The 19,310-nt window shown below is 66.6% G+C and carries 13 protein-coding genes and 1 pseudogene; 7 read left to right on the top strand and 7 right to left on the bottom strand.

The window, feature by feature from the left end; translation table 11 throughout:
* The first annotated feature begins 13 nt into the window (after positions 1 to 13).
* A complete protein-coding gene (locus ACQR1E_RS02515) occupies positions 14 to 961 on the top strand; it encodes a LysR family transcriptional regulator (RefSeq protein ID WP_434862931.1) in 948 nt (315 codons plus the stop codon).
* A 353-nt stretch (positions 962 to 1,314) separates the two neighbouring features.
* Entirely contained in the window at positions 1,315 to 2,550 is a 1,236-nt protein-coding gene (locus ACQR1E_RS02510) for a LysM peptidoglycan-binding domain-containing protein (RefSeq protein ID WP_316207687.1), read from the top strand.
* 63 nt (positions 2,551 to 2,613) lie between these two features.
* Here ACQR1E_RS02510 and ACQR1E_RS02505 read toward each other — a convergent pair whose 3' ends face one another.
* Together ACQR1E_RS02505 and ACQR1E_RS02500 are read right to left on the bottom strand one after the other, a co-directional pair.
* Positions 2,614 to 3,978 (bottom strand): M23 family metallopeptidase, encoded by a 1,365-nt coding sequence (locus tag ACQR1E_RS02505; protein ID WP_315751679.1) that lies wholly within the window; start codon positions 3,976 to 3,978, stop codon positions 2,614 to 2,616.
* A 105-nt stretch (positions 3,979 to 4,083) separates the two neighbouring features.
* Entirely contained in the window at positions 4,084 to 4,785 is a 702-nt protein-coding gene (locus ACQR1E_RS02500; RefSeq protein ID WP_315826877.1) for a peroxiredoxin, read from the bottom strand.
* Between the two features lie 516 nt (positions 4,786 to 5,301).
* Between ACQR1E_RS02500 and ACQR1E_RS02495 the strand changes: the two genes are divergently transcribed.
* The gene (locus tag ACQR1E_RS02495) at positions 5,302 to 9,000 is read left to right on the top strand and encodes a YhdP family protein (RefSeq protein WP_315751677.1); all 3,699 of its coding nucleotides are present in this window, start codon (positions 5,302 to 5,304) and stop codon (positions 8,998 to 9,000) included.
* Positions 9,001 to 9,050: 50 nt separating this feature from the next.
* Here ACQR1E_RS02495 and ACQR1E_RS02490 read toward each other — a convergent pair.
* The 3 genes and pseudogenes from ACQR1E_RS02490 to tyrS all read right to left on the bottom strand — a co-directional run.
* Positions 9,051 to 9,630 (bottom strand): annotated as a pseudogene (locus tag ACQR1E_RS02490) (methyl-accepting chemotaxis protein); the annotation flags it as partial.
* 124 nt (positions 9,631 to 9,754) lie between these two features.
* Positions 9,755 to 11,014, bottom strand: a complete 1,260-nt coding sequence (locus ACQR1E_RS02485; protein ID WP_315751676.1) for an MFS transporter — start codon at positions 11,012 to 11,014, stop codon at positions 9,755 to 9,757.
* A gap of 55 nt (positions 11,015 to 11,069) precedes the next feature.
* Positions 11,070 to 12,323: a tyrosine--tRNA ligase gene (gene tyrS / locus ACQR1E_RS02480; protein ID WP_315712161.1), complete on the bottom strand. Its 1,254-nt coding sequence runs from the start codon at positions 12,321 to 12,323 to the stop codon at positions 11,070 to 11,072.
* A 193-nt stretch (positions 12,324 to 12,516) separates the two neighbouring features.
* Here tyrS and ACQR1E_RS02475 point away from each other — a divergent pair, with 193 nt between their 5' ends.
* Positions 12,517 to 13,620, top strand: a complete 1,104-nt coding sequence (locus ACQR1E_RS02475) for an anhydro-N-acetylmuramic acid kinase (protein WP_315751675.1) — start codon at positions 12,517 to 12,519, stop codon at positions 13,618 to 13,620.
* Positions 13,621 to 13,701: 81 nt separating this feature from the next.
* On the top strand, positions 13,702 to 14,379 hold the full coding sequence (locus tag ACQR1E_RS02470; protein WP_315751674.1) for a glutathione S-transferase family protein: 678 nt from the start codon (positions 13,702 to 13,704) through the stop codon (positions 14,377 to 14,379).
* Positions 14,380 to 14,529: 150 nt separating this feature from the next.
* On the opposite strand, the gene ACQR1E_RS02465 is transcribed toward ACQR1E_RS02470, so the two are convergent.
* Together ACQR1E_RS02465 and ACQR1E_RS02460 are read right to left on the bottom strand one after the other, a co-directional pair.
* Positions 14,530 to 15,177, bottom strand: coding sequence for an alpha/beta hydrolase (locus ACQR1E_RS02465; RefSeq protein WP_008971476.1), 648 nt, complete (start codon positions 15,175 to 15,177; stop codon positions 14,530 to 14,532).
* Positions 15,178 to 15,495: 318 nt separating this feature from the next.
* Entirely contained in the window at positions 15,496 to 16,344 is an 849-nt protein-coding gene (locus ACQR1E_RS02460; RefSeq protein WP_315826879.1) for a LytTR family DNA-binding domain-containing protein, read from the bottom strand.
* Positions 16,345 to 16,459: 115 nt separating this feature from the next.
* Here ACQR1E_RS02460 and ACQR1E_RS02455 point away from each other — a divergent pair, with 115 nt between their 5' ends.
* Positions 16,460 to 17,623: a cysteine desulfurase family protein gene (locus ACQR1E_RS02455; RefSeq protein ID WP_315751672.1), complete on the top strand. Its 1,164-nt coding sequence runs from the start codon at positions 16,460 to 16,462 to the stop codon at positions 17,621 to 17,623.
* Positions 17,624 to 17,707: 84 nt separating this feature from the next.
* A complete protein-coding gene (gene sufB / locus ACQR1E_RS02450; protein WP_434896613.1) occupies positions 17,708 to 19,204 on the top strand; it encodes a Fe-S cluster assembly protein SufB in 1,497 nt (498 codons plus the stop codon).
* The last annotated feature ends 106 nt before the right edge of the window (positions 19,205 to 19,310 follow it).

Raw genomic sequence — 19,310 nt, 5'->3', positions numbered from 1 at the left:
GGAGCGCGCTGCGATGCGGCTGGACAGGTTCGATCTCAATCTGCTGGTGGCGCTCGACGCGCTGCTCGACGAGCGCAACGTCACGCGGGCTGCGGATCGCCTCCGGCTCGGTCAATCCGCGACCAGCGCCGCGCTGGCGCGTCTGCGCGAGTTCTTCGAGGACGAGTTGTTGACCCAGGTCGGACGGCAGTTCGAGCTGACGCCGCTCGCCCAGGCGCTGGTCGAGCCGGTCAAGGACACGCTCGTTCGTGCGCGCGCCGCGATCAGCACGAGGCCGGACTTCGATCCCTCGACGATCAGCCGCACGTTCCGGATCTGTGCATCCGACTACGCGACCTATGTGCTGGTGTCGCGAGTGGCGATCGCGCTCGCGCAGCGCGCGACCGGATTCCAGCTCGAGATCGCGCATCTGCCCAAGCATGTCGAGCAGGTGTTCGGGCTCGGCGACATCGACCTGCTGATATTGCCCGAGCAGTATGCATCACGGATAGCGCATCCGCAGACGCATCTGCTGTCGGACGATCATGTCTGCATGATGTGCCGGGAGCGGCCGTTGCGGCGTGGCAAGCTGTCCGAGGACGATTATTTCGCGGCCGATCACGTCAACGTCCGCCTCGGCGAAGCCGGCACCTTCTCGTTCGAGGAATTGTTCTTCCCGCGCGCCGGCCGGCCGCGAAAGATTGCCTGTACGGTCGATTCCTACTGCCTCCTTCCCAGGATGTTGTGCGGGACGGACCGGATCGCGACACTGCATCGGCTGCTCGCGCAGGATCTGGCGCTGCATTATCCCGTGAAGTTCGTCGGCTTCCCGTTCGAGATTCCGCGCCTGAACGAGTCCATGATCTGGCCCTCGTTCAGGGATCAGGACCCCAGCCACAAATTCCTGCGTCAGGTGTTCGCCGAATGCGCGGCGCAGATTGCGTCCGAAGGCCGGAGCAGGGCACGCGCGTCGCGCAAATGACCGGATGTTGTCTCGTGCCCGTCGGTCGGCGACCATTCCGACCTGCTGCTCGGCCCGATCGCGGCGAAGGATCTGGCCTTGCGCAAGGCGCTCAAGGATGTGCTGGTGCGGCTCAGCATCGGCCTCGAGGAGCCGGGCGAGTTGGGGGAAGATTTGTCGCGCTTTGTCGACGCGCTCGGCGCGGCGTGAGCCGGCCGGGTCCGGGCGCGGCCGGGCCAGCCATGGGCGGCCTCGGCGGCCGGTATCCCGGAATTGTCCGGTGTCGTGCCCGCCCGGCTGCAATGGTGTTTCGCCGGACCGGATGGTATGGCTCGACACACGCGCGATCGACGCGACCAGCAATGGACCGAGGCATGATCATGAGCGGCAAGCCGGTGATCCGGATCATTCTTGGGGTCGCGGCCCTCGTGGTCCCGGCGGCAGCGCTGGTCGTCGTGTTCGATCCCACGCTGATCCGTGACGTCCCGATCATCGGGCGGGACAGAACGGCCGCGAGCGGAGCGGCAATCCCGGCGGCCGAAGCGCCGGGCCAGTCCGCATCGGTTCCGACCGCCGAGCAAGCGCCGTCCGCCGCGGACCATGGTCGCGGCGCGAGCCCGCTTGCGACGATGCAGCAGCAGGCGAGTGGTCTTGCCGACGCGCTGGGCCCGCTGGTTCCACAGTCGGGCGCCGAAAGCGATGGTCCGGCGTTCGATGTCGTCAACGTCGCTCCTTCGGGTGACGCCGTCGTCGCCGGGCGCGCAGCGCCCGGCGCCACCGTGGAGCTGCTGCGCAACGGCGAGGTTCATGACCGCGTCGTTGCCGACCGGGCCGGACAGTTCGCCATGGTGCCGCCCCGTCTCCCTGCCGGAACCTACGATCTGACCCTGCGATCGAAGCTCGCCGACGGACACGAGGTGACGTCGAAGCAGAGCGTGGCGGTGAACGTCGAGGCCGGGCGGCAGCAGGCCACGGTGGCTCTGCTGTCGCCGGATGAGCCGACGCGCGTTCTGTCGAAGCCGGCCGGCGCGATCCCGCAGGCGCTGGCGGTGGACGCGGTGGATCACGAGACGAATGGCGTCCTGCGCGTCAACGGCCGGGCGCGTCCGGGCGCGACGGTGAGGCTTTATTTGAACGATCGCCTGATCTCATCGACGGTGGCGGGTGCCGACGGACGTCTCAGCATCGCGATCGGCAAGGACGTCAGCCGGGCGGGCAAAGACCGGATCAGGCTCGACGAGGTCGATCCGGCATCCGGCTCCGTCCAGGCGCGCGCCGAGGTCCCGTTGAGCCTGCCCGACGACGCGACGACTGCATCGCTGTCCTCGGCTGTTGCGGGGACCGAGAGGGCCAAGGCTCGCGCGGCCGCTCAGTCCACGCTGGTCGCAGCTGCAGGCAACCCGCGTGAGGCGATCGTGCCCGCTGCCAGAGGCGAGCCGAAGATGACGACGGTCACGGTCGCCCGCGGCGATAGCTTGTGGCACATCAGCCGCCGCCTGCTCGGGGGCGGCACGCGCTACGCGGTCATCTACAAGGCAAACCGGGAGCAGATCCGAAGTCCCGATCTGATCTATCCGGGGCAGGTCTTCATGCTCCCGGCCAAGCGATAGGCCCGGCTCCGGAGCGCCCCCGCGGGGCGCTGCACCGCACCAACTTGATGTGAGCTGACTGACCTAGCCCGCGCTAAGCCGGACGCCGGCGCGCAGGAATTTCTGCGGGTCGACGGCTTCGCCGTCGATGCGGGTCTCGTAGTGCAGATGCGGGCCGGTCGAGCGGCCGGTCGAGCCGACCTCGCCGATGATGTCGCCGATCTTCACATGCTGGCCGATCTTGACGTTGATCTCGGAGAGATGGCCGTAGCGGGTGGAGAGGCCGTTGCCGTGATCAACCTCGACCATGCGGCCGTAGCCGCCGGCCCAGCCGGCGTTGACCACCTTGCCGTTGGCGGTGACGCGGACCGGATCGCCGGTGGCGGCGCGGAAGTCGAGGCCGGTGTGCATGGCTGGGCGGCCGAGGAACGGATCGGAGCGCACGCCGAAGCCGGAGGTGAACTCGACCTCGCCGATCACCGGCTTGCGATAAGGCACCAGCGACAGCGTGCGGTTCATCTTCTCGACCTGGGCGCGGGTGATGCTGATGCGGTAGAGCTGGCGCTCGAACGGACCGGATTCGGCGCCGAGCTTGACCGGCACGAACGGGCCGCCCATGCCGCCCTTCGGCGCCGCCGCTTCGAGCTGACCCATGTCGAGGCCGAGATCGGTGATGACGCCGCGCATCCGGCGCAGCTTCGATTCCAGCGTCTCTTCGGCCGAGGACAGCATCGCGATCTGCCGCGCCTCGACCTGGTCGAGCGAGCGCGTCAGCCGCGTCAGCACGTTGTCGACGCCGGCGAGCTTGGTCGATGGGTTCGGCTGCGCGTTGGCCATCACAGGGCTGCGCGATTCGAGCCGGGCCTCGCGGTCCGGCGGCGCCGTGAAGATCACGGTGTCGCTGATCGGCGACGGCTTGGGCGTGGCTGGCGCCGACGGCGGCTCGATGGAGACAGGCGCGCGCGCCGGGGCGCGGATCGAGCCGGTGATGTCGGGCATGCTGCCGAGCGCGGTGGCGCGGCCTTCAAGCGCGCTCTGGCGCTTCAGGATCTGGTCGAGCTTCTGGTCGAACTGCTCCTGGTCGAGCAATTGCCGGCTGGTGGCGCGATCGACCTTGGCGCGTAGCTCGGCGATGCGGTCCTCATAGGCGTATTGCATCTCGGCCTGGCGCGCGATCAGCCGCGTCAGCACGTCGTCGCGAAACGCGAAATAGGTCGCGGTCGCCGCCGACCACAGCCCGAGCAGGCTGACGGTGCCGACCACGATCCAGAACACCACCGGGCCGATGCGCACCTGCTTGCCGGCATGCACCAGCGTGTAGTCGCTCTGCGACGCGGCCGCGACCGGCGCCGGATGGCTGACGGGGGCGCGCCGATGGTGATGGGCGTGCCCACGGTCATGAGAATGGTGCTGGGGATATTCGGCGTGATGGCCGGAACGATACGACATCGGCACTCCCGCGCCGGCCGGAGATCGTCGTTCCAGCGGCGTCATTTACGGGAGCGATTTGACCCCTGCATGGTTAATTTTCCGCCAACGCCGTCAGGCGCATTCTCAGAGCGCGCGCGCCGCCGCGAGCACCGCGTCGGCATGGCCGTCGACCTTGACGTTGCGCCACACTTTGGCGACGCGGCCGTCGGCGCCGATCAAGACGGTGCTTCGGATGATGCCGAGAAACTTGCGGCCATAGAGCGACTTCTCGCCCCAGGCGCCGTAGGCCTCCAGCATCTCATGTGTCTCGTCCGAGATCAGGGGCACGGCGAGATCGTGCTTGTCGCGGAAATTGTCCTGCGCCTTGACCGAATCGGCGGAGACGCCGAGCACTGCGGCGCCGGCGGCCGCGAAGTCCTTCGACAGGCGGGTGAAGTCGATCGCCTCCTTGGTGCAGCCGGGCGTATTGGCCTTGGGATAGAAGAACAGCACGAGCTTCTGGCCGCCGTAATCGGCCAGCGAAACGGTTCCGCCGCCATCGCGCGGCAGCTTGAACGCGGGTGCCTTGACGCCCTCGGCGAGGCCCGTTCCAGTGGTGGCTGGCGTCCTGGGCCCGGCCTTCGCAGCTCCCGTTTTGGTGGTCGCGGCTTTGGACGTCGCGGTCTTTGCGGAGGTCGTCTTTGCGGAGGTCGTCTTGGTGGCTTTCGTCACTGCCGGTTTGGCCGTCTTCTTGGTGGCCTTCTTGGCCGCGGTGGCGAGCCGGTTCCCGTCAATCGCCCCGTAGGACGCCGGGTTGGAGGATTTCTTTTGTGATTCCTTTGACATACGCCTTCCTTTCGTCGCTTTCGGCGGCTCAAAAATGAAAGTATCTCGGTTCTTGTCCGGTGTCCCGGGATCGATCTGGAATCCGTGCTTCGCGGCGCGCAGGGGATCGTGTCTCTTGCGATGAAGCGAAGATCACGGCTACCAGCAGGCGTGAGCACCAGCGCAGTTGAGCACAGTGCAATGACGACTCTCGTACCGTCTCCGGATCAGACGTCCCCGCCACAGAATTCGTCCGGCGGTGGAGAGGCGCCGGTCCGCTGGCGCGAGCAGGTGGGCAAACCTGACGGCGGCGGGGTATAGTGACGAGGATGTCGCGCGTCGTCCGCGCCGCCGGCGAAGCGCCAGCGGCGTGTTGACAGCACCCGCCGAAGCGTGACGGGATCATTTGGGGCATCGAGTCCTGCCGGCAGTGAGCACGCGCGCTGCGTGAACGGGCGGGGCCACACCGGCGACCAACCTGGCCGAGGCCAGGTTGGCACGAATGTTTCGGACACGAGGGGCCGGCACCGAGAGGCAATGGCAAGACAGACATCACCCCACCGGCCCCATCTGCAAGCGGACACCCAGGGCCAGCAGTGGGATGAGGCCGACTGGGATGTGGCCGACCAGTATGAGGCTGCCGCCGAGCACGACGAGACGGTCGGGCAGCGCGCCCGGCGCCTGTTGTCGCGGCCCGATTCGGGCGGGAGCACCGGTCGATTCGGCTGGGCGCGTCCGCGTCTGCCGGGCGGCCGCGTGGCCAAGCGGATCGTCATCACGCTGGCATCGCTCATGCTGCTCGTCGGGCTCGGCTTCGCCGGCCTGTGGCTGCGGCTCGGTGCGGGCCCGATCAGCCTCGATCTGGCGACGCCGTGGCTCGCGGCGGCGATCGAGGACAATATCGGCCACGGCAACACCGTCGAGGTCGGCGGCACCCAGATCGAGCGTGCCGGCCGGATCAGGATCGCGGTCCGGATCCGCGACATCATCGTGCGCGATCAGGATCACGCCATCGTCGCCAGCGCGCCCAAGGCCGAGGTGCGGCTGTCCGGCGCCGCGCTGCTGATGGGCCAGCTGCGTGCCGAGAGCCTCAAGCTGGTCGACGCCGAGCTCGCGATTCGCATCACCCCGGACGGCACCGTCACGGTGTCGACGGGGGAGACCACCAAGCCGCTGGCAACGGGCGTCGCCTCCAAGCGCGATGCCGGCCTGCCGCCGACATTCCCGCGACCGGGACAGGCCGCGCCACCGCCCAACGCACCGGGACCGCAGGCCGGCTCGCAGCCAGCACCGCCGGCCATGTCGACTGTGCCCGCGACCGCTGCGCCGAACGGCCTGCTTGCCGGCCTGGACTGGCTCGACAGCCTCAGCCTCACCGGGCTCGATGGCCAGAACCTGAACGAGATCGGGTTGAAGAACGGCGTGCTGATCGTCGACGACCAGCAGCGCGGCAACAAATGGACGTTCGAGAACATCAGCCTCAGCCTGCGCCGGCCGTCCGGCGGCGGGGTGGCGCTGAGCCTCGGCGAAGAGGGCGCCAAGCCGTGGCAGCTGCGCATCCTGGTCGGGCCCCAGGCCAACGGCGTGCGCACGGTGGACATCAAGGCCGACAAGGTCTCCACTAGCAACATCCTGCTGGCGATGCGGCTCAAGGATCTCACCTACATGGCGGACCTGCCCATGACCGGCGAGATCAAGGGCGAGCTCGCGCGCGACGGGCTGCCGACCTATCTGCGCGGCAAGATCAACATCGGCGCCGGCAAGATCATCGACACCGATACGCCCGACTATCCGATGGCGATCGACTCCGCCGAGATCAGCATGGAATGGGACGCCGGGCGCCGCGTGCTGATCGCGCCGTTGAAGGTGATCTCGGGCGCCAACCGCATCACGCTCAACGCCAATCTCGAGCCTCCGAACGACACCGCAAACGACTGGCGGCTGGGTCTCAACGGCGGCACCATTCTGCTCGGCGCCATCGAAAACGAGCCACCGCTGATCTTCAACCGCATCTCGATCAACTTCCGCTTCGACACCGAGGGCAAGCGCGTGCTGCTGACGCAGGCGGAGGTCTCCAATGGCGAGATCGGCGTCGCCGGCACCGGCAGCGTCGACTATGCCGGCGAGCCGCGGCTGAAGCTCGGCTTCGCGGCGACGCCGATGCCCGCGCTGGCGATGAAACGGATCTGGCCGGCGCTGATCGTGCCGGAGGTGCGGGCCTGGATCATCGAGCGCATCGAGCGCGGCTCGGTGCAGCGGATCGACGTCGCCGTCAATTCGCCGACGCGCAACCTGCCGCGCAAGGGGCCGCCGATTCCCGACGATGGTCTCGACGTCAACATCGTCGCCACCAATGTCACCGTGCATCCGGTCGACGGCCTGCCGTCGGTGCGCGATGCCGACGTGAAGGCGCATGTCACCGGCCGCACCGCGACGGTGACGATCGGGCAGGGCGTCGCGGATACGCCGGCCGGGCGCAAGCTCAACTTCTCCGACGTCGTGTTCGAAGTACCGGACATGGCGCCGAAGCCGTCGCCGTCGCGGGTACGCATGCGCGTCGAAGGGCAGGTCGCCGCTGCCGCCGAGATCCTCGCCTCCGACCGGCTCAACGATCTGTCGTCGATGCCGATCGATCCCAACCAGACCAAGGGAACGTTCCAGGCCAGCGTCAATCTCGCGATGCCGGTCAAGGGCGAACTGACCAAGGCCGACACCAGCTACGCGGTCACGGCCGATCTCAATGGCTTTGCCGCCGACAAACTGGTGATGAACCAGAAGCTCGAGGCCAACACGCTCAAGATCGTGGCCAACACCGCCGGCTATCAGGTGAAGGGCGACGTCAAGATCAACGGCCAGCCGGCCACGCTCGACTATCGCAAGCCGACGGAAGGCGACGCCGACATCAAGATGCAGGCGATCCTCGACGATGCCAGCCGGGCCCGGCTCGGCATGGATCTGGGCACCGCGATCACCGGCAACGTGCCGCTCAAGCTCAATGGCAAGATCGCCGGCTCCAGCGATCGCGACAGCCGCATCGGCGTCGAGGCCGATCTGACCCAGCTCAAGCTCGACAACCTGCTGCCGGGCTGGGTGAAGAATCCGGGCAAATCCGGCAAGGCCACCTTCAACGTTGTCGCCAAGCAGCAATCGACACGCTTCGAGGACATCAACATCGAAGGCGGCGGCGTCTCCATCAAGGGCTCGCTGGAAGTCGACCAGAACGGCGACCTGATGAACGCCAACTTCCCGACCTATTCGCCGTCGGAAGGCGACAAGACGCAGCTCAAGGCCGAGCGCGGCCAGGACGGCGTGCTGAAGCTGTCGATGCGCGGCGACGTGTTCGACGGCCGCGGCTTCCTGAAGTCGGCGATCTCGGGCACCAACAAGGACGCCGACAAGAACAAGGCACGCTCCAACCTCGACTTCGACGCCGAGGTCAAGCTCGGCGCCGTTGCCGGCTTCAACGGCGAGGCGCTGCGCAGCGTCGACCTCAAGTTCTCCAGGCGCGGCGGCGCCTTCAAGAGCTTCAATTTGACCGGCAAGGTCGGCCGCGACACGCCCGTCACCGCCGACATCCGCGTCGGCCGCGAGGCGCCGAGCGCCGATCCTCGCGCGCGTCGCCAGGGCCGCGAGGTGATCTATCTCGTAACCAACGATGCCGGCGCGCTGCTGCGCTTCGCCGACACCTATTCCAAGATGGCTGGCGGCGAGCTGGAACTGGCGATGGAGCCGCCGACGGCCGACTCCAGCCCAAAGGAAGGCCTGGCGATCGTTCGCAACTTCACCGTCAGGGGTGAGCAGGCGCTGGATCGCGCCGCCTCCGGCGCAGCACAGGGCGCCTCGCAAGGCATCGCCTTCACCATGCTGCGCGCGGAGTTCACGCGGCAGAACGGGCTGCTCTCGATCCGCGACGGCGTCGTCAAGGGACCGACGCTCGGCCTGACCATCGAGGGCAGCATCGACTACAACGTCAACCAGGTCCGGGCTTCGGGCACGATCGTGCCGCTGTACGGGCTGAACAACATGTTCAACCAGATCCCTATCGTCGGGCTGTTCCTCGGCGGCAGCAATGAAGGTCTGTTCGGCGTGACCTATGAAGTTGTGGGCACGCCAAGCCAGCCTGTGGTGCGCATCAACCCGATCTCGGCCATGCTGCCGGGCGTGACGCGCAAGATCATGGACTTCAACACCGGCAAGCAGCCATACCCGCCGGCGGAGCTGCCGCCGAACAATTGACGCTGCCGGCCGCCGGCGTTCGGCGACGTCAACGAACCGATCGATGCGGTTCAGGCCGCTCTGACGCCAGCAAGGAAGGTGTCGACCTCGCTGGAGAGCTGCTCGGCCTGCTTGGAGAGGTTGCCGGCCGCGATCAGCAGGTGGCCGGCGGCGCTCCAGGTCTCATTGGCCGCCGTCGAGACGCCGCCGATGTTGGCGGTGACCTCGCGGGTGGCCTGCGCGGTCTGGGTGACGTTGCGCGCGATCTCCGCGGTGGCCGGTCCCTGTTCCTCGATCGCCGATCCGATCGTGGCCGCGATCGCGGACACCTCCTCGATGGTCAGGGTGATGCCGTCGAGCGCGCCGACCGCTTCCCGCGTCGCGTTCTGGATCTGGGCGATGCGGTCGCCGATCTCCTGCGTGGCCTGTGCCGGTCTGGCTGGCCAGGCTCTTCACCTCCGCCGCGACCACGGCAAAGCCGCGCCCGGCTTCGCCGGCGCGCGCGGCCTCGATCGTGGCGTTGAGCGCCAGCAGGTTGGTCTGGCCCGCGATGCTCGAGATCAGCTCGGCGACGTGCTCGATCTGTTTGGCGCCATCGGCCAGGGCGCGGACGATCCCGTCGGTATGGCGCGCGCTTTCGACGGCGCGTCCTTGCCGAAACAACTATCATCAAGCAGCTTACTAATCATGAACGCGTGGTTGTTGTGCGCCGTCCACTATGTGGACGGGCGGCTGTCGGAGCGCGCAAGCACATCGTGCTTGGACCGCGGGCCAACTACGTGCGAAGGGCCGGAACGACCAGGAACGGGATCATGCCGATGACGACGCTCACGAGCGCGAGCAGAATGACGGCATCATAGCCGTGGGTGAGATCGTGGATGACGCCGCCGCTCCATGATCCCAGTGCCGATCCGAGCCCGCTGCCGATCGTGATCGTGCCGTAGATGGTGCCAAGCCGCCTGCCGCGGAAGATCTTCATCGCGGTCGCCGACAGGAGCGGCCCGCGCGAGCCGATCATGCTGCCGAAGCAGACGACGAAGCCGGTGAGCAGGAAGATGTTCGGCGAGAATTGCAGCGCCCACAGCATCAGGATTCCTGCGATCGATACGGCGTAGGAGAACAGCACCGACGGCCGCCGGCCGATCAGCCCGTCGAGGGCCGAGACGCCGAGCATGCCGAACAGCAGCACCACGCCCGAGAAGCCCCAGGCGGTGGCGGCCTGCAGCGGCGCAAAACCGGCATCGATCAGATAGGCGACGACCTGCGGCGCGATCGCATACATGCCAACGGCGGTGAAGAAGAAGGTCGAGAACAACGCCCAGAAGGCGTGATGGCGCAGCGCCCGCGACAAGGTCCAGGCATCGCCGGCGAGCTCGTCGGCGACAGGCCTGGTGATGTGGGGCGCGCCGGCGGCAAACAGCCGCCAGGGCAGCAGCGCCAGCGGCACCAGCAGGATGAAGGCGGCGGCGCCGAACGCCTGATATGTGCTGCGCCACCCGGTCGCGTCGATCAGCAGTTGCGAGCCCGGCAGCAGGATCAGCACGCCGGCGCCGGTGGCGGAATAGATCACCGCCATCGCGGTCGGCAGCTTCTTGCCGAACCAGCGGCCCAGCAGGATCGAGTTGGGGACGTTGCCGATCAGCGCGATGCCGATGCCGACGCACAGGCCGATGCTGATCTGGAACTGCCACAGCGCCTGCGCGTGCGCCGCGGCCGTGAAGGCGGAACCAAGCAGCAGGAGGCCGAGCGCATACACGGCGCGTGGTCCGGAGTGATCGAACAGCCGCCCGATCAGCGGTGCGGCGAGGCCGCCGGCGAGCGCCGTCAGTGAATAGATCGAGACGACTTCGGAACGGTCCCAGCCGAAGCTGTCGGAGATCGGCTTGAGAAAGACGGTGAAGCTTTCTCCCAGCCCGCGGCCAATCACCGATAGCGCAAAGCAGAGACCCAGCACCACGAACGCCATGCGCACGCGTGGTGGAGCTGTCGGAGTTTCCTCGGCTTGCGCAGGCTCTCGCGGCGCGCTGATCGTCATGCCCTGAGGGAGCGCCTTTCGGCCTTCCCTGACAAGCAGGCAAAAGCGAATGCGGCTATGCAGGCCTGACCAGCACGTGGCGCTTCTTGCCCAGCGACAGCTTGATCACGCCCTCGCTGGTCAGTGCAGCCGGCGTCAGCGCCATCTTCTCGTCGGTGACCGCAATGTCGTTGACGCGCAGGCCACCGCCCTTGATCTGCCGCCGCGCCTCGCCGTTGGAGCCGACGAGGCCGGCCTTGACGAAGGCGTTGAGCACGCCAAGGCCAGCGTCGAGCTCGGCCTGCGGCACCTCGACCGTCGGCAGGTTCTCGGCGATGGCGCCTTCCTCGAAGGTGCGGCGGGCGGTCTCGGCAGCGGTGCGTGCCGCCTCTTCGCCATGCAGCAAGGTGGTGGCCGCATCGGCCAGTGCCTTCTTGGCCTCGTTGATCTCGGCACCCTGCAGTGCACCGAGCTTCTCGATCTCGGACAGCGGCAGCGTGGTGAACAGCTTGAGGAACTTGACGACGTCGGCGTCCTCGGTGTTGCGCCAGTACTGCCAGAAATCATACGGGCTGCACTGGTCGGCATTGAGCCAGATCGCGCCCTGCGCGGTCTTGCCCATCTTGGCGCCGGATGCGGTGGTCAAGAGCGGCGTGGTCAGCGCGAAGAGCTGCTCGGTGCCCATGCGGCGTCCGAGCTCGACGCCGTTGACGATGTTGCCCCACTGGTCGGAGCCGCCCATCTGCAGCCGGCAGCCGGTGCGCCGCGCCAGCTCGACGAAGTCGTAGGCCTGGCAGACCATGTAGTTGAACTCGATGAAGCTCATCTCCTGCTCGCGCTCAAGCCGCAGCTTGACCGAGTCCATGGTCAGCATGCGGTTGACCGAGAAATGCCGGCCGATGTCGCGCAGCATCTCGATCCAGTTCAGCTTCGTCAGCCATTCGGCATTGTCGAGCATGATGGCGTCGGTGGCGCCATTGCCGTAGCGCAGCACCTTGGCGAACACGCCGCGGATCGACGCCTTGTTGGCCTCGATCTCCTCGACCGTGCGCATCGCGCGGGTCTCGTCCTTGCCGGAGGGATCGCCGACCATCGTCGTGCCGCCGCCCATCAGGGTGATCGGCTTGTTCCCGGTCTGCTGCAGCCAATACAGCATCATCATGGTCAGGAAGTTGCCGATGTGCAGCGAGCGTGCGGTGCAGTCGTAGCCGACATAGGCGGTCGCCTGGCCCTTGGCGGCGAGGGCATCCAGCCCCTCGAAATCCGAGCACTGATGAATGAACCCGCGGCTCTGCAGCACGTTCAGGAAATCAGACTTGAAGCCAGTCATTGTCGGCGACTCTGAGCATTTGTTTACGGTATTGACCGCTTGTCGCGGGGACGTGCGGGAGGCACATGCCACGGATACGGGCGTTGTGGCATTATAAGATGCGCCGGGCTTGTACAAGCATGTGCACGGCCTGGGCGGGACCTCAAATCGGCCGTACTTGGCAAGCAGGGCAGGGTTTTCAGGTTCGACTGCAATGATTCTGACCGCACTTGGCCTCATGAGTGGCACCTCGCTCGACGGGGTGGACGTGGCCCTGATCGAGACCGATGGGCGGCAGGTCAAGAGCCTCGGTCCCTCGGGCTACCGGGCCTATAGCGCCGCGGAGCGCAGCCTGCTGCGCGAGGCGCTCGCCGATGCGGTGCAGATCGAGCGGCGCGATGCGCGCCCCGGACGGGTGCGCGACGCCGAGCGCGTCGTGACGGTGGCGCATGCCGAGGCGGTCGCCGCGTTCCTGGCGCAGCACCGGCTCAAGCCCGAGGACATCGATATCATCGGCTTCCACGGCCAGACTGTGCTGCACCGCCCCGAGCGCCGCCTGACCGTGCAGATCGGCGACGCGGCCGTGCTTGCCAAGTCCGTCCACATCCCGGTGATGCACGATTTCCGCGCCGCCGACGTCGATTTCGGCGGGCAGGGCGCGCCGTTCGTACCCGTCTATCACCGCGCCCTGGCGCAGTCGCTGTCGCGCGCGGGGCCGATCGCCGTGGTCAATATCGGCGGCGTCTCCAACATCACCTATATCGACGGCGACGACGTGCTGATCGCCTGCGACACCGGTCCCGGTAATGCGCTGCTCGACGACTTCATGCACCGGACCACGGGACAGGCATTCGATCAGGATGGCCGCGTGGCGGAGCAGGGCAACCCGGACGAGGCCTGGATCACCAGCGCGCTGGAAATGCCCTTCTTCGCGCTGCCGCCGCCGAAATCTCTCGACCGCAATGATTTTGCCGCGCTGAAGCTGGGCGATGTGAAGCCGGCGGACGGGGCCGCGACCCTGACGGCGTTCACGGCCGCAGCGATTGCCCGCATCGTCCCGCTGCTGCCGAAGCCGCCGGCGAGCTGGATCGTCTGCGGCGGCGGCGCCCGCAACCATACCATGATGCGGATGCTACGGGAGCGTGTCGCGCCGGCGAGCGTCGAATCGGCCGATGCGCTGGGCTGGTCGGCGGACGCCATCGAGGCCCAGGCGTTCGGCTTCCTGGCGGTCCGCGGCATGAAGGGCCTGCCGCTGAGCTATCCCACCACCACCGGCGTGCCGTTTCCGATGACCGGCGGAGTGATCGCGCGGCCATGATCCATGCATCTGCATGAACCTTGACAGTTCCATGCGCGTGCATCTAGTTTGATGCATCTGCATCAAACTGCCGAGGATGTCATGGCGCCTGCCCTGAAGCTGATCAGCCACAAGCTCTGCCCCTATGTGCAACGCGCCGTCATCGCGCTCACCGAGAAGGGCGTCGCATTCGAGCGGATCGACATCGATCTCGCCAACAAGCCCGACTGGTTCCTGAAGATATCGCCGCTCGGCAAGGTGCCGGTGCTGGTCGTGCCGACGGCGCAAGGCGAGGTGGCGCTGTTCGAGAGCAACGTGATCTGCGAGTACATCGAGGACACGCAAGCCGGCGCGCGGCTGCATCCCGAGGGCGCGCTCGCGCGTGCGCAGCATCGCGCCTGGATGGAGTTCGGTTCAGCGATCCTCGGCGATCTCTGGGGCCTGGAGACGACGCAGGATGCCGGGGTGTTCGCGGCCAAGCGCGAGGCGCTGACGGCGAAGTTCGTCCGCGTTGAGGCTGCGTTGGGCGAGGGGCCGTATTTCGATGGCGTCCGCTTCAGCCTGGTCGACGCCGTGTTCGCGCCGATCTTCCGCTACTTCGATGTGTTCGATGGCTACGGCGATCTCGGCATCTTTGCGTCCACGCCGAAGGTTCGGGCGTGGCGCGATCGGCTCGCGCAGCGGCCGAGCGTGAGGACGGCGGTCAGCGCCGACTATCCGCAGCTGCTGCGCGCGTTCCTCGCGCGGCACGATGCGTATTTGTTGAAGCAGGCGGCGTAGGGAGGTTGTTGTCGTACCGAGCGCTCACGCCACTCACAGTGCCATCGCCCGGCTTGACCGGGCGATCCAGTATTCCGAGACGCTGATGATCAGCCGAGAAGCCGCGGCGTACTGGATCACCCGCTTTCTTTCGCGGGTGATGACGCAACCTCACCTCACATTGGCGAGGCGCATGTCGAGATAGGCGGTGATGGTTTCCATCAGCGGCTCGAGCTTGCCGTCGAAGAAGTGGTTGGCGCCGGGGATGACTTGCTGGTCAATCACGATGCCCTTCTGCGTCTTCAGCTTCTCGACCAGCGTGTTGACGTCCTTGGGCGGCACCACCGCATCGCGCTCGCCGTGCACGATCAGGCCCGAGGACGGGCAGGGCGCCAGGAACGAGAAGTCGTAGAGGTTGGCGGGCGGCGCGATCGAGATGAAGCCCTCGACCTCCGGGCGGCGCATCAGGAGCTGCATGCCGATCCAGGCGCCGAACGAGAAGCCGGCGACCCAGCAGGCGCGAGCTTCGGGGTTGATGGTCTGCGCCCAATCGAGCGCGGAGGCCGCATCGGACAGCTCGCCGGTGCCGTGATCGAACGAACCCTGGCTGCGGCCGACGCCGCGGAAATTGAAGCGCAGCACCGAGAAGCCGCGATGCGCGAAGGCATAGTAGCACTGGTACACGATCTGATGGTTCATCGTGCCGTGGAACTGCGGATGCGGATGCAGGATCATCGCGATCGGCGCGTTCTTCTGCTTCGCCGGATGGTAACGGCCTTCGAGGCGGCCGGCCGGACCGTTGAAGATGACTTCAGGCATCAGAGAATCCTTGGCAGAGCGTCGACCGACTTCGTCCATGCTTCATCTGGCGCCTCGCCGACGAGTTCAGCAGGAAAAGTGGTGATCGAGCGCCATCCGTTCGCTTGGACGGAGCAGCGCTGGCGTGACTGGAAGTTGGCCTTCTAGCATGGAGCGCGGGGCAAAAAGCAAGGATTTTCAACGCCCGGCAAGGCGGCTGCGGCAGGGATGCAGACCGGGCCGCCGATACAGCGGCGGGGCGAAGCGGTCGCGGAACGTGATCCGAATGCGCCTGCAATTCGATGAAAATACTGGCGTTTTCGTCTGCGGCCCGGCCGTTCAGCGCAGCGACGCCGTCTGCTCCAGCTGCGCAACGGCGCTGCGATAGCGGCGGCTGCCCTGCGCGGATTGTCCGTTGTCGAAGGTCAGGCCGAAATCGCCCGTTGGCAGGACCGAAAGCGCGGCGACCCGGGCCATGTTGACCAGCCGGCCGCGGTGGATGCGGACGAGCGCGAAGCGAGCGAGCTCGACCTCGGCGGCCGACAAGGTGCCGCGGATCAGATGTCGCCTGCCGTCGGCCATGGCATATTCGACGTAGTTGCCGGCCGCGGCGACCCATAGGATGTCGGCCGGCGAGATGCGGATGCGGCTCGCGCCGTCGCGCAGCCAGAGCGTGGCAGGGGCAGGCGGCTCGGATCGCCGTGTCGGCTCTCGGACAGCGCTCGCGCGATAGCCGTCGTACAGCCAGAGCGTGGCACCGATGAGGAGCGCCGTCATGACGTCCTTGCGGAACTCGTACACGATGGTGGCCAGCGAGAGCTGGAAGTCGTAGGCGCCGCCCGCGGTCCACATCAGCAGCTTGCGGAGCGTCACCATGCCGATCATGTGAAGCGCAGAGAAGGCGACCACGGCGGCAATTGCGAGCGCGATGTGACGTGCCATGGTAGCCGGACCCAGCCGGATGGAACGAACCGTAGCGACCAGCAGCGGCGCCAGCAGGATGAGGACGACAATGCTCGTCATCTCCCACAGCAACTGTTTTTCCAGATCATAGGCCGCGCCCCGCCTGACGGCATCGTGGGCGGCGGAAAGGGCGTTGACGACGCCGATGCCGAGCGAGAGCCCGGCCATGATCGCGTAGAAGATCCGATCATTCGGACGCAGCATCGAGCCGACAAGCTTGTTCATGGCACCGGACCCGCTATCTCAATCTCGCGCCCGACAATATCACGCTGGCCGTCGCGCATCATCATGGCGCGGGCGAGCGATGGTCGTTCGTGGCCCGAGTTGATAAGAACGAGCCATGGCCGACAGGATCTATCTCGACTGGAATGCGACGACCCCGCTGCGACCGCAAGCGCGCGCGGCGATTCTCGCCGCCATGGATCTGGTCGGCAATCCCTCGTCGGTTCACGCCGAAGGCCGCAAGGCGCGGCGGCTGACCGAGGAGGCCCGCGAGGTGATCGCCCGGGGGCTCGGCACCGTCGCGCGCCGCGTGGTGTTCACCTCCGGCGGAACCGAGGCCAATGTGCTCGCCTTGAGCCCAGGCCTGCGCGCGCCGGCCGGCCCCGTCGAGCGGCTGCTGGTGTCGGCGGTCGAGCATGCCTCGGTGCTGTCCGGCGGCCGGTTCGCGCCATCCGTCGTGCAGACGATCCCGGTCGACCCCTCCGGCGTGGTCGATCTCGGCCGCCTGGAAGCCCTGCTGGCCGGAGGGCCGCCGGCGCTGGTATCCGTCATGGCCGCCAACAACGAGACCGGGGTGCTTCAACCGGCTTCGAAAGTTGCTGAGATCGTGCACCAGGCGGGCGGCCTGCTGCAGGTCGACGCGGTCCAGGCATTCGGGAAAATACCCCTCGATATCAAAGGGATGGGCGCAGACCTTGTAACCATCTCTGCGCACAAGATCGGCGGACCCAAGGGCGTCGGCGCGCTGGTTCTGGGCGCTGGTGTGGAGGAGCCGATTCCGGTTCTCCGCGGTGGCGGCCAGGAGCGCGGTCGCCGGGCTGGAACCGAAAACGTCGCAGGAATTGCCGGATTTGGCGCCGCGGCCGGTGCTGCCCTGGCTGAGCTCGAGGTCGACCTGCCCCGGATCACGGCGCTGCGCGACCGGCTGGAAACGGGCCTTCGTCAAACCGCTGGCGTGACGGTATTTTCCTCCGAAGCGGCGCGGCTTCCGAACACGACGCTGTTCACGGCGCCGGGGCTCAAGGCCGAGACGGCCGTGATCGGGTTCGATCTCGAAGGAATCGCGGTGTCTTCCGGCTCGGCCTGCTCGTCCGGCAAGGTCCAGCCCTCCCATGTCCTGGAAGCGATGGGCGCCAGTTCCGCAGCGGCCCAGGGAGCGGTGCGCCTCAGTCTGGGCTGGTCCACGACGGAGGCGGACGTCGATCGCGGCCTGCAGGCTTGGCGAAAGCTGTCATTGACCCTACTTAAAGGTGGCGACGAAACCGTGCTTGAGCGATTCTAAGGGCGTGATTTCGTCGAGGAAACGTCGTAAGACGGTTCCAGAACGTGTCCACCGCGGTCCTTGAAACCGCGAGCGGAGGATTGAATGCCAGCCGTACAAGAGACGGTCGACCGCGTCAGGCGGATCGACGTCGACCAATATCGCTATGGGTTCGAGACCGTCATCGAATCCGAGAAGGCTCCGAAGGGGCTTTCCGAAGACACCGTCCGCTTCATCTCGGGCAAGAAGAACGAGCCCGCCTGGATGCTCGAATGGCGCCTTGAGGCCTATCGCCGGTGGCTGACCATGACCGAGCCGACCTGGGCGCGCGTCGACTATCCGAAGATCGATTTCCAGGATCTCTACTACTACTCGGCGCCGAAGCCGAAGAAGCAGCTCTCCTCGATCGACGAGATCGATCCGGAGATCCTGAAGACCTATGAGAAGCTCGGCATTCCCTTGCGCGAGGTCGCGATCCTCGAAGGCGTCGAGCCGGTGCCCGGCGCCGGCAGCCCCGAGACGCGCAAGATCGCGGTCGACGCCGTGTTCGATTCGGTGTCGGTGGCGACGACGTTCAAGGAGGAGCTGAGGAAGGCCGGCGTGATCTTCATGCCGATCTCGGAGGCGATCCGCGAGCATCCCGAGCTCGTACAGAAATATCTCGGCAGCGTGGTGCCGACGTCCGACAATTTCTACGCGACCTTGAATTCGGCGGTGTTCTCCGACGGCTCGTTCGTCTACGTGCCGCCGGGCGTGCGCTGCCCGATGGAGCTGTCGACCTACTTCCGCATCAACGAGCGCAACACCGGCCAGTTCGAGCGCACGCTGATCATCGCCGACAAGAGCGCCTACGTAAGCTACCTCGAAGGCTGCACGGCGCCGCAGCGCGACGAGAACCAGCTGCATGCCGCCGTGGTCGAGCTGATCGCGCATGACGACGCCGAGATCAAGTACTCGACGGTGCAGAACTGGTATCCGGGCAATTCGGAAGGCAAGGGCGGCATCTATAATTTCGTCACCAAGCGTGGCGACTGCCGCGGCGACAATTCCAAGATCTCCTGGACCCAGGTCGAGACGGGATCGGCGATCACCTGGAAATATCCGAGCTGCATCCTGCGCGGCGACAATTCGCGCGGTGAGTTCTATTCGATCGCGATCTCGAACGGCTATCAGCAGGTCGATAGCGGCACCAAGATGATCCATCTCGGCAAGAACACGACCAGCCGGATCATCTCCAAGGGCATCGCCGCAGGCCGCTCGCAGAACACCTATCGCGGTCTCGTCACGGCGCATCGCAAAGCCACCGGCGCGCGCAACTTCACCGCCTGCGATTCGCTGCTGATCGGCGACAAATGCGGCGCGCATACCGTGCCGTATATCGAGGCCAAGAATTCCTCGGCCACCTTCGAGCACGAGGCGACCACGTCCAAGATCTCCGAGGACGTGCTGTTCTACTGCATCCAGCGCGGTCTTTCGCAGGAGGAGGCGGTCGGGCTCGTCGTCAACGGCTTCGTCAAGGACGTGCTGCAGCAGCTCCCGATGGAGTTCGCGGTCGAGGCGCAGAAGCTGATCTCGATCAGCCTCGAAGGTTCGGTCGGCTGAGGCCACATTGCAGCGGGGCCGCGGCGCGGCCCGCTCGTACTGACATCGATATCATTCGACCTCGGACCCGATGGAATCGGTGTCGCCAGGGCAAGCGTTGAGCGGA

The organism is Bradyrhizobium sp. HKCCYLRH1030, from assembly GCF_051168395.1.
Lineage (GTDB): Bacteria > Pseudomonadota > Alphaproteobacteria > Rhizobiales > Xanthobacteraceae > Bradyrhizobium.
Note: the sequence above shows the minus strand (reverse complement) of the source record. Positions and strands in the feature narration are given on the sequence as shown.

Bases quoted from the DNA above. Each gene is read 5' to 3' on its own strand.
- ACQR1E_RS02515 (WP_434862931.1), top strand. From the start codon at position 14: ATGCGGCTGGACAGGTTCGATCTCAATCTGCTGGTGGCGCTCGACGCG.
- ACQR1E_RS02510 (WP_316207687.1), top strand. From the start codon at position 1,315: ATGATCATGAGCGGCAAGCCGGTGATCCGGATCATTCTTGGGGTCGCG.
- ACQR1E_RS02505 (WP_315751679.1), bottom strand. From the start codon at position 3,978: ATGTCGTATCGTTCCGGCCATCACGCCGAATATCCCCAGCACCATTCT.
- ACQR1E_RS02500 (WP_315826877.1), bottom strand. From the start codon at position 4,785: ATGTCAAAGGAATCACAAAAGAAATCCTCCAACCCGGCGTCCTACGGG.
- ACQR1E_RS02495 (WP_315751677.1), top strand. From the start codon at position 5,302: ATGGCAAGACAGACATCACCCCACCGGCCCCATCTGCAAGCGGACACC.
- ACQR1E_RS02485 (WP_315751676.1), bottom strand. From the start codon at position 11,014: ATGACGATCAGCGCGCCGCGAGAGCCTGCGCAAGCCGAGGAAACTCCG.
- tyrS (WP_315712161.1), bottom strand. From the start codon at position 12,323: ATGACTGGCTTCAAGTCTGATTTCCTGAACGTGCTGCAGAGCCGCGGG.
- ACQR1E_RS02475 (WP_315751675.1), top strand. From the start codon at position 12,517: ATGATTCTGACCGCACTTGGCCTCATGAGTGGCACCTCGCTCGACGGG.
- ACQR1E_RS02470 (WP_315751674.1), top strand. From the start codon at position 13,702: ATGGCGCCTGCCCTGAAGCTGATCAGCCACAAGCTCTGCCCCTATGTG.
- ACQR1E_RS02465 (WP_008971476.1), bottom strand. From the start codon at position 15,177: ATGCCTGAAGTCATCTTCAACGGTCCGGCCGGCCGCCTCGAAGGCCGT.
- ACQR1E_RS02460 (WP_315826879.1), bottom strand. From the start codon at position 16,344: ATGAACAAGCTTGTCGGCTCGATGCTGCGTCCGAATGATCGGATCTTC.
- ACQR1E_RS02455 (WP_315751672.1), top strand. From the start codon at position 16,460: ATGGCCGACAGGATCTATCTCGACTGGAATGCGACGACCCCGCTGCGA.
- sufB (WP_434896613.1), top strand. From the start codon at position 17,708: ATGCCAGCCGTACAAGAGACGGTCGACCGCGTCAGGCGGATCGACGTC.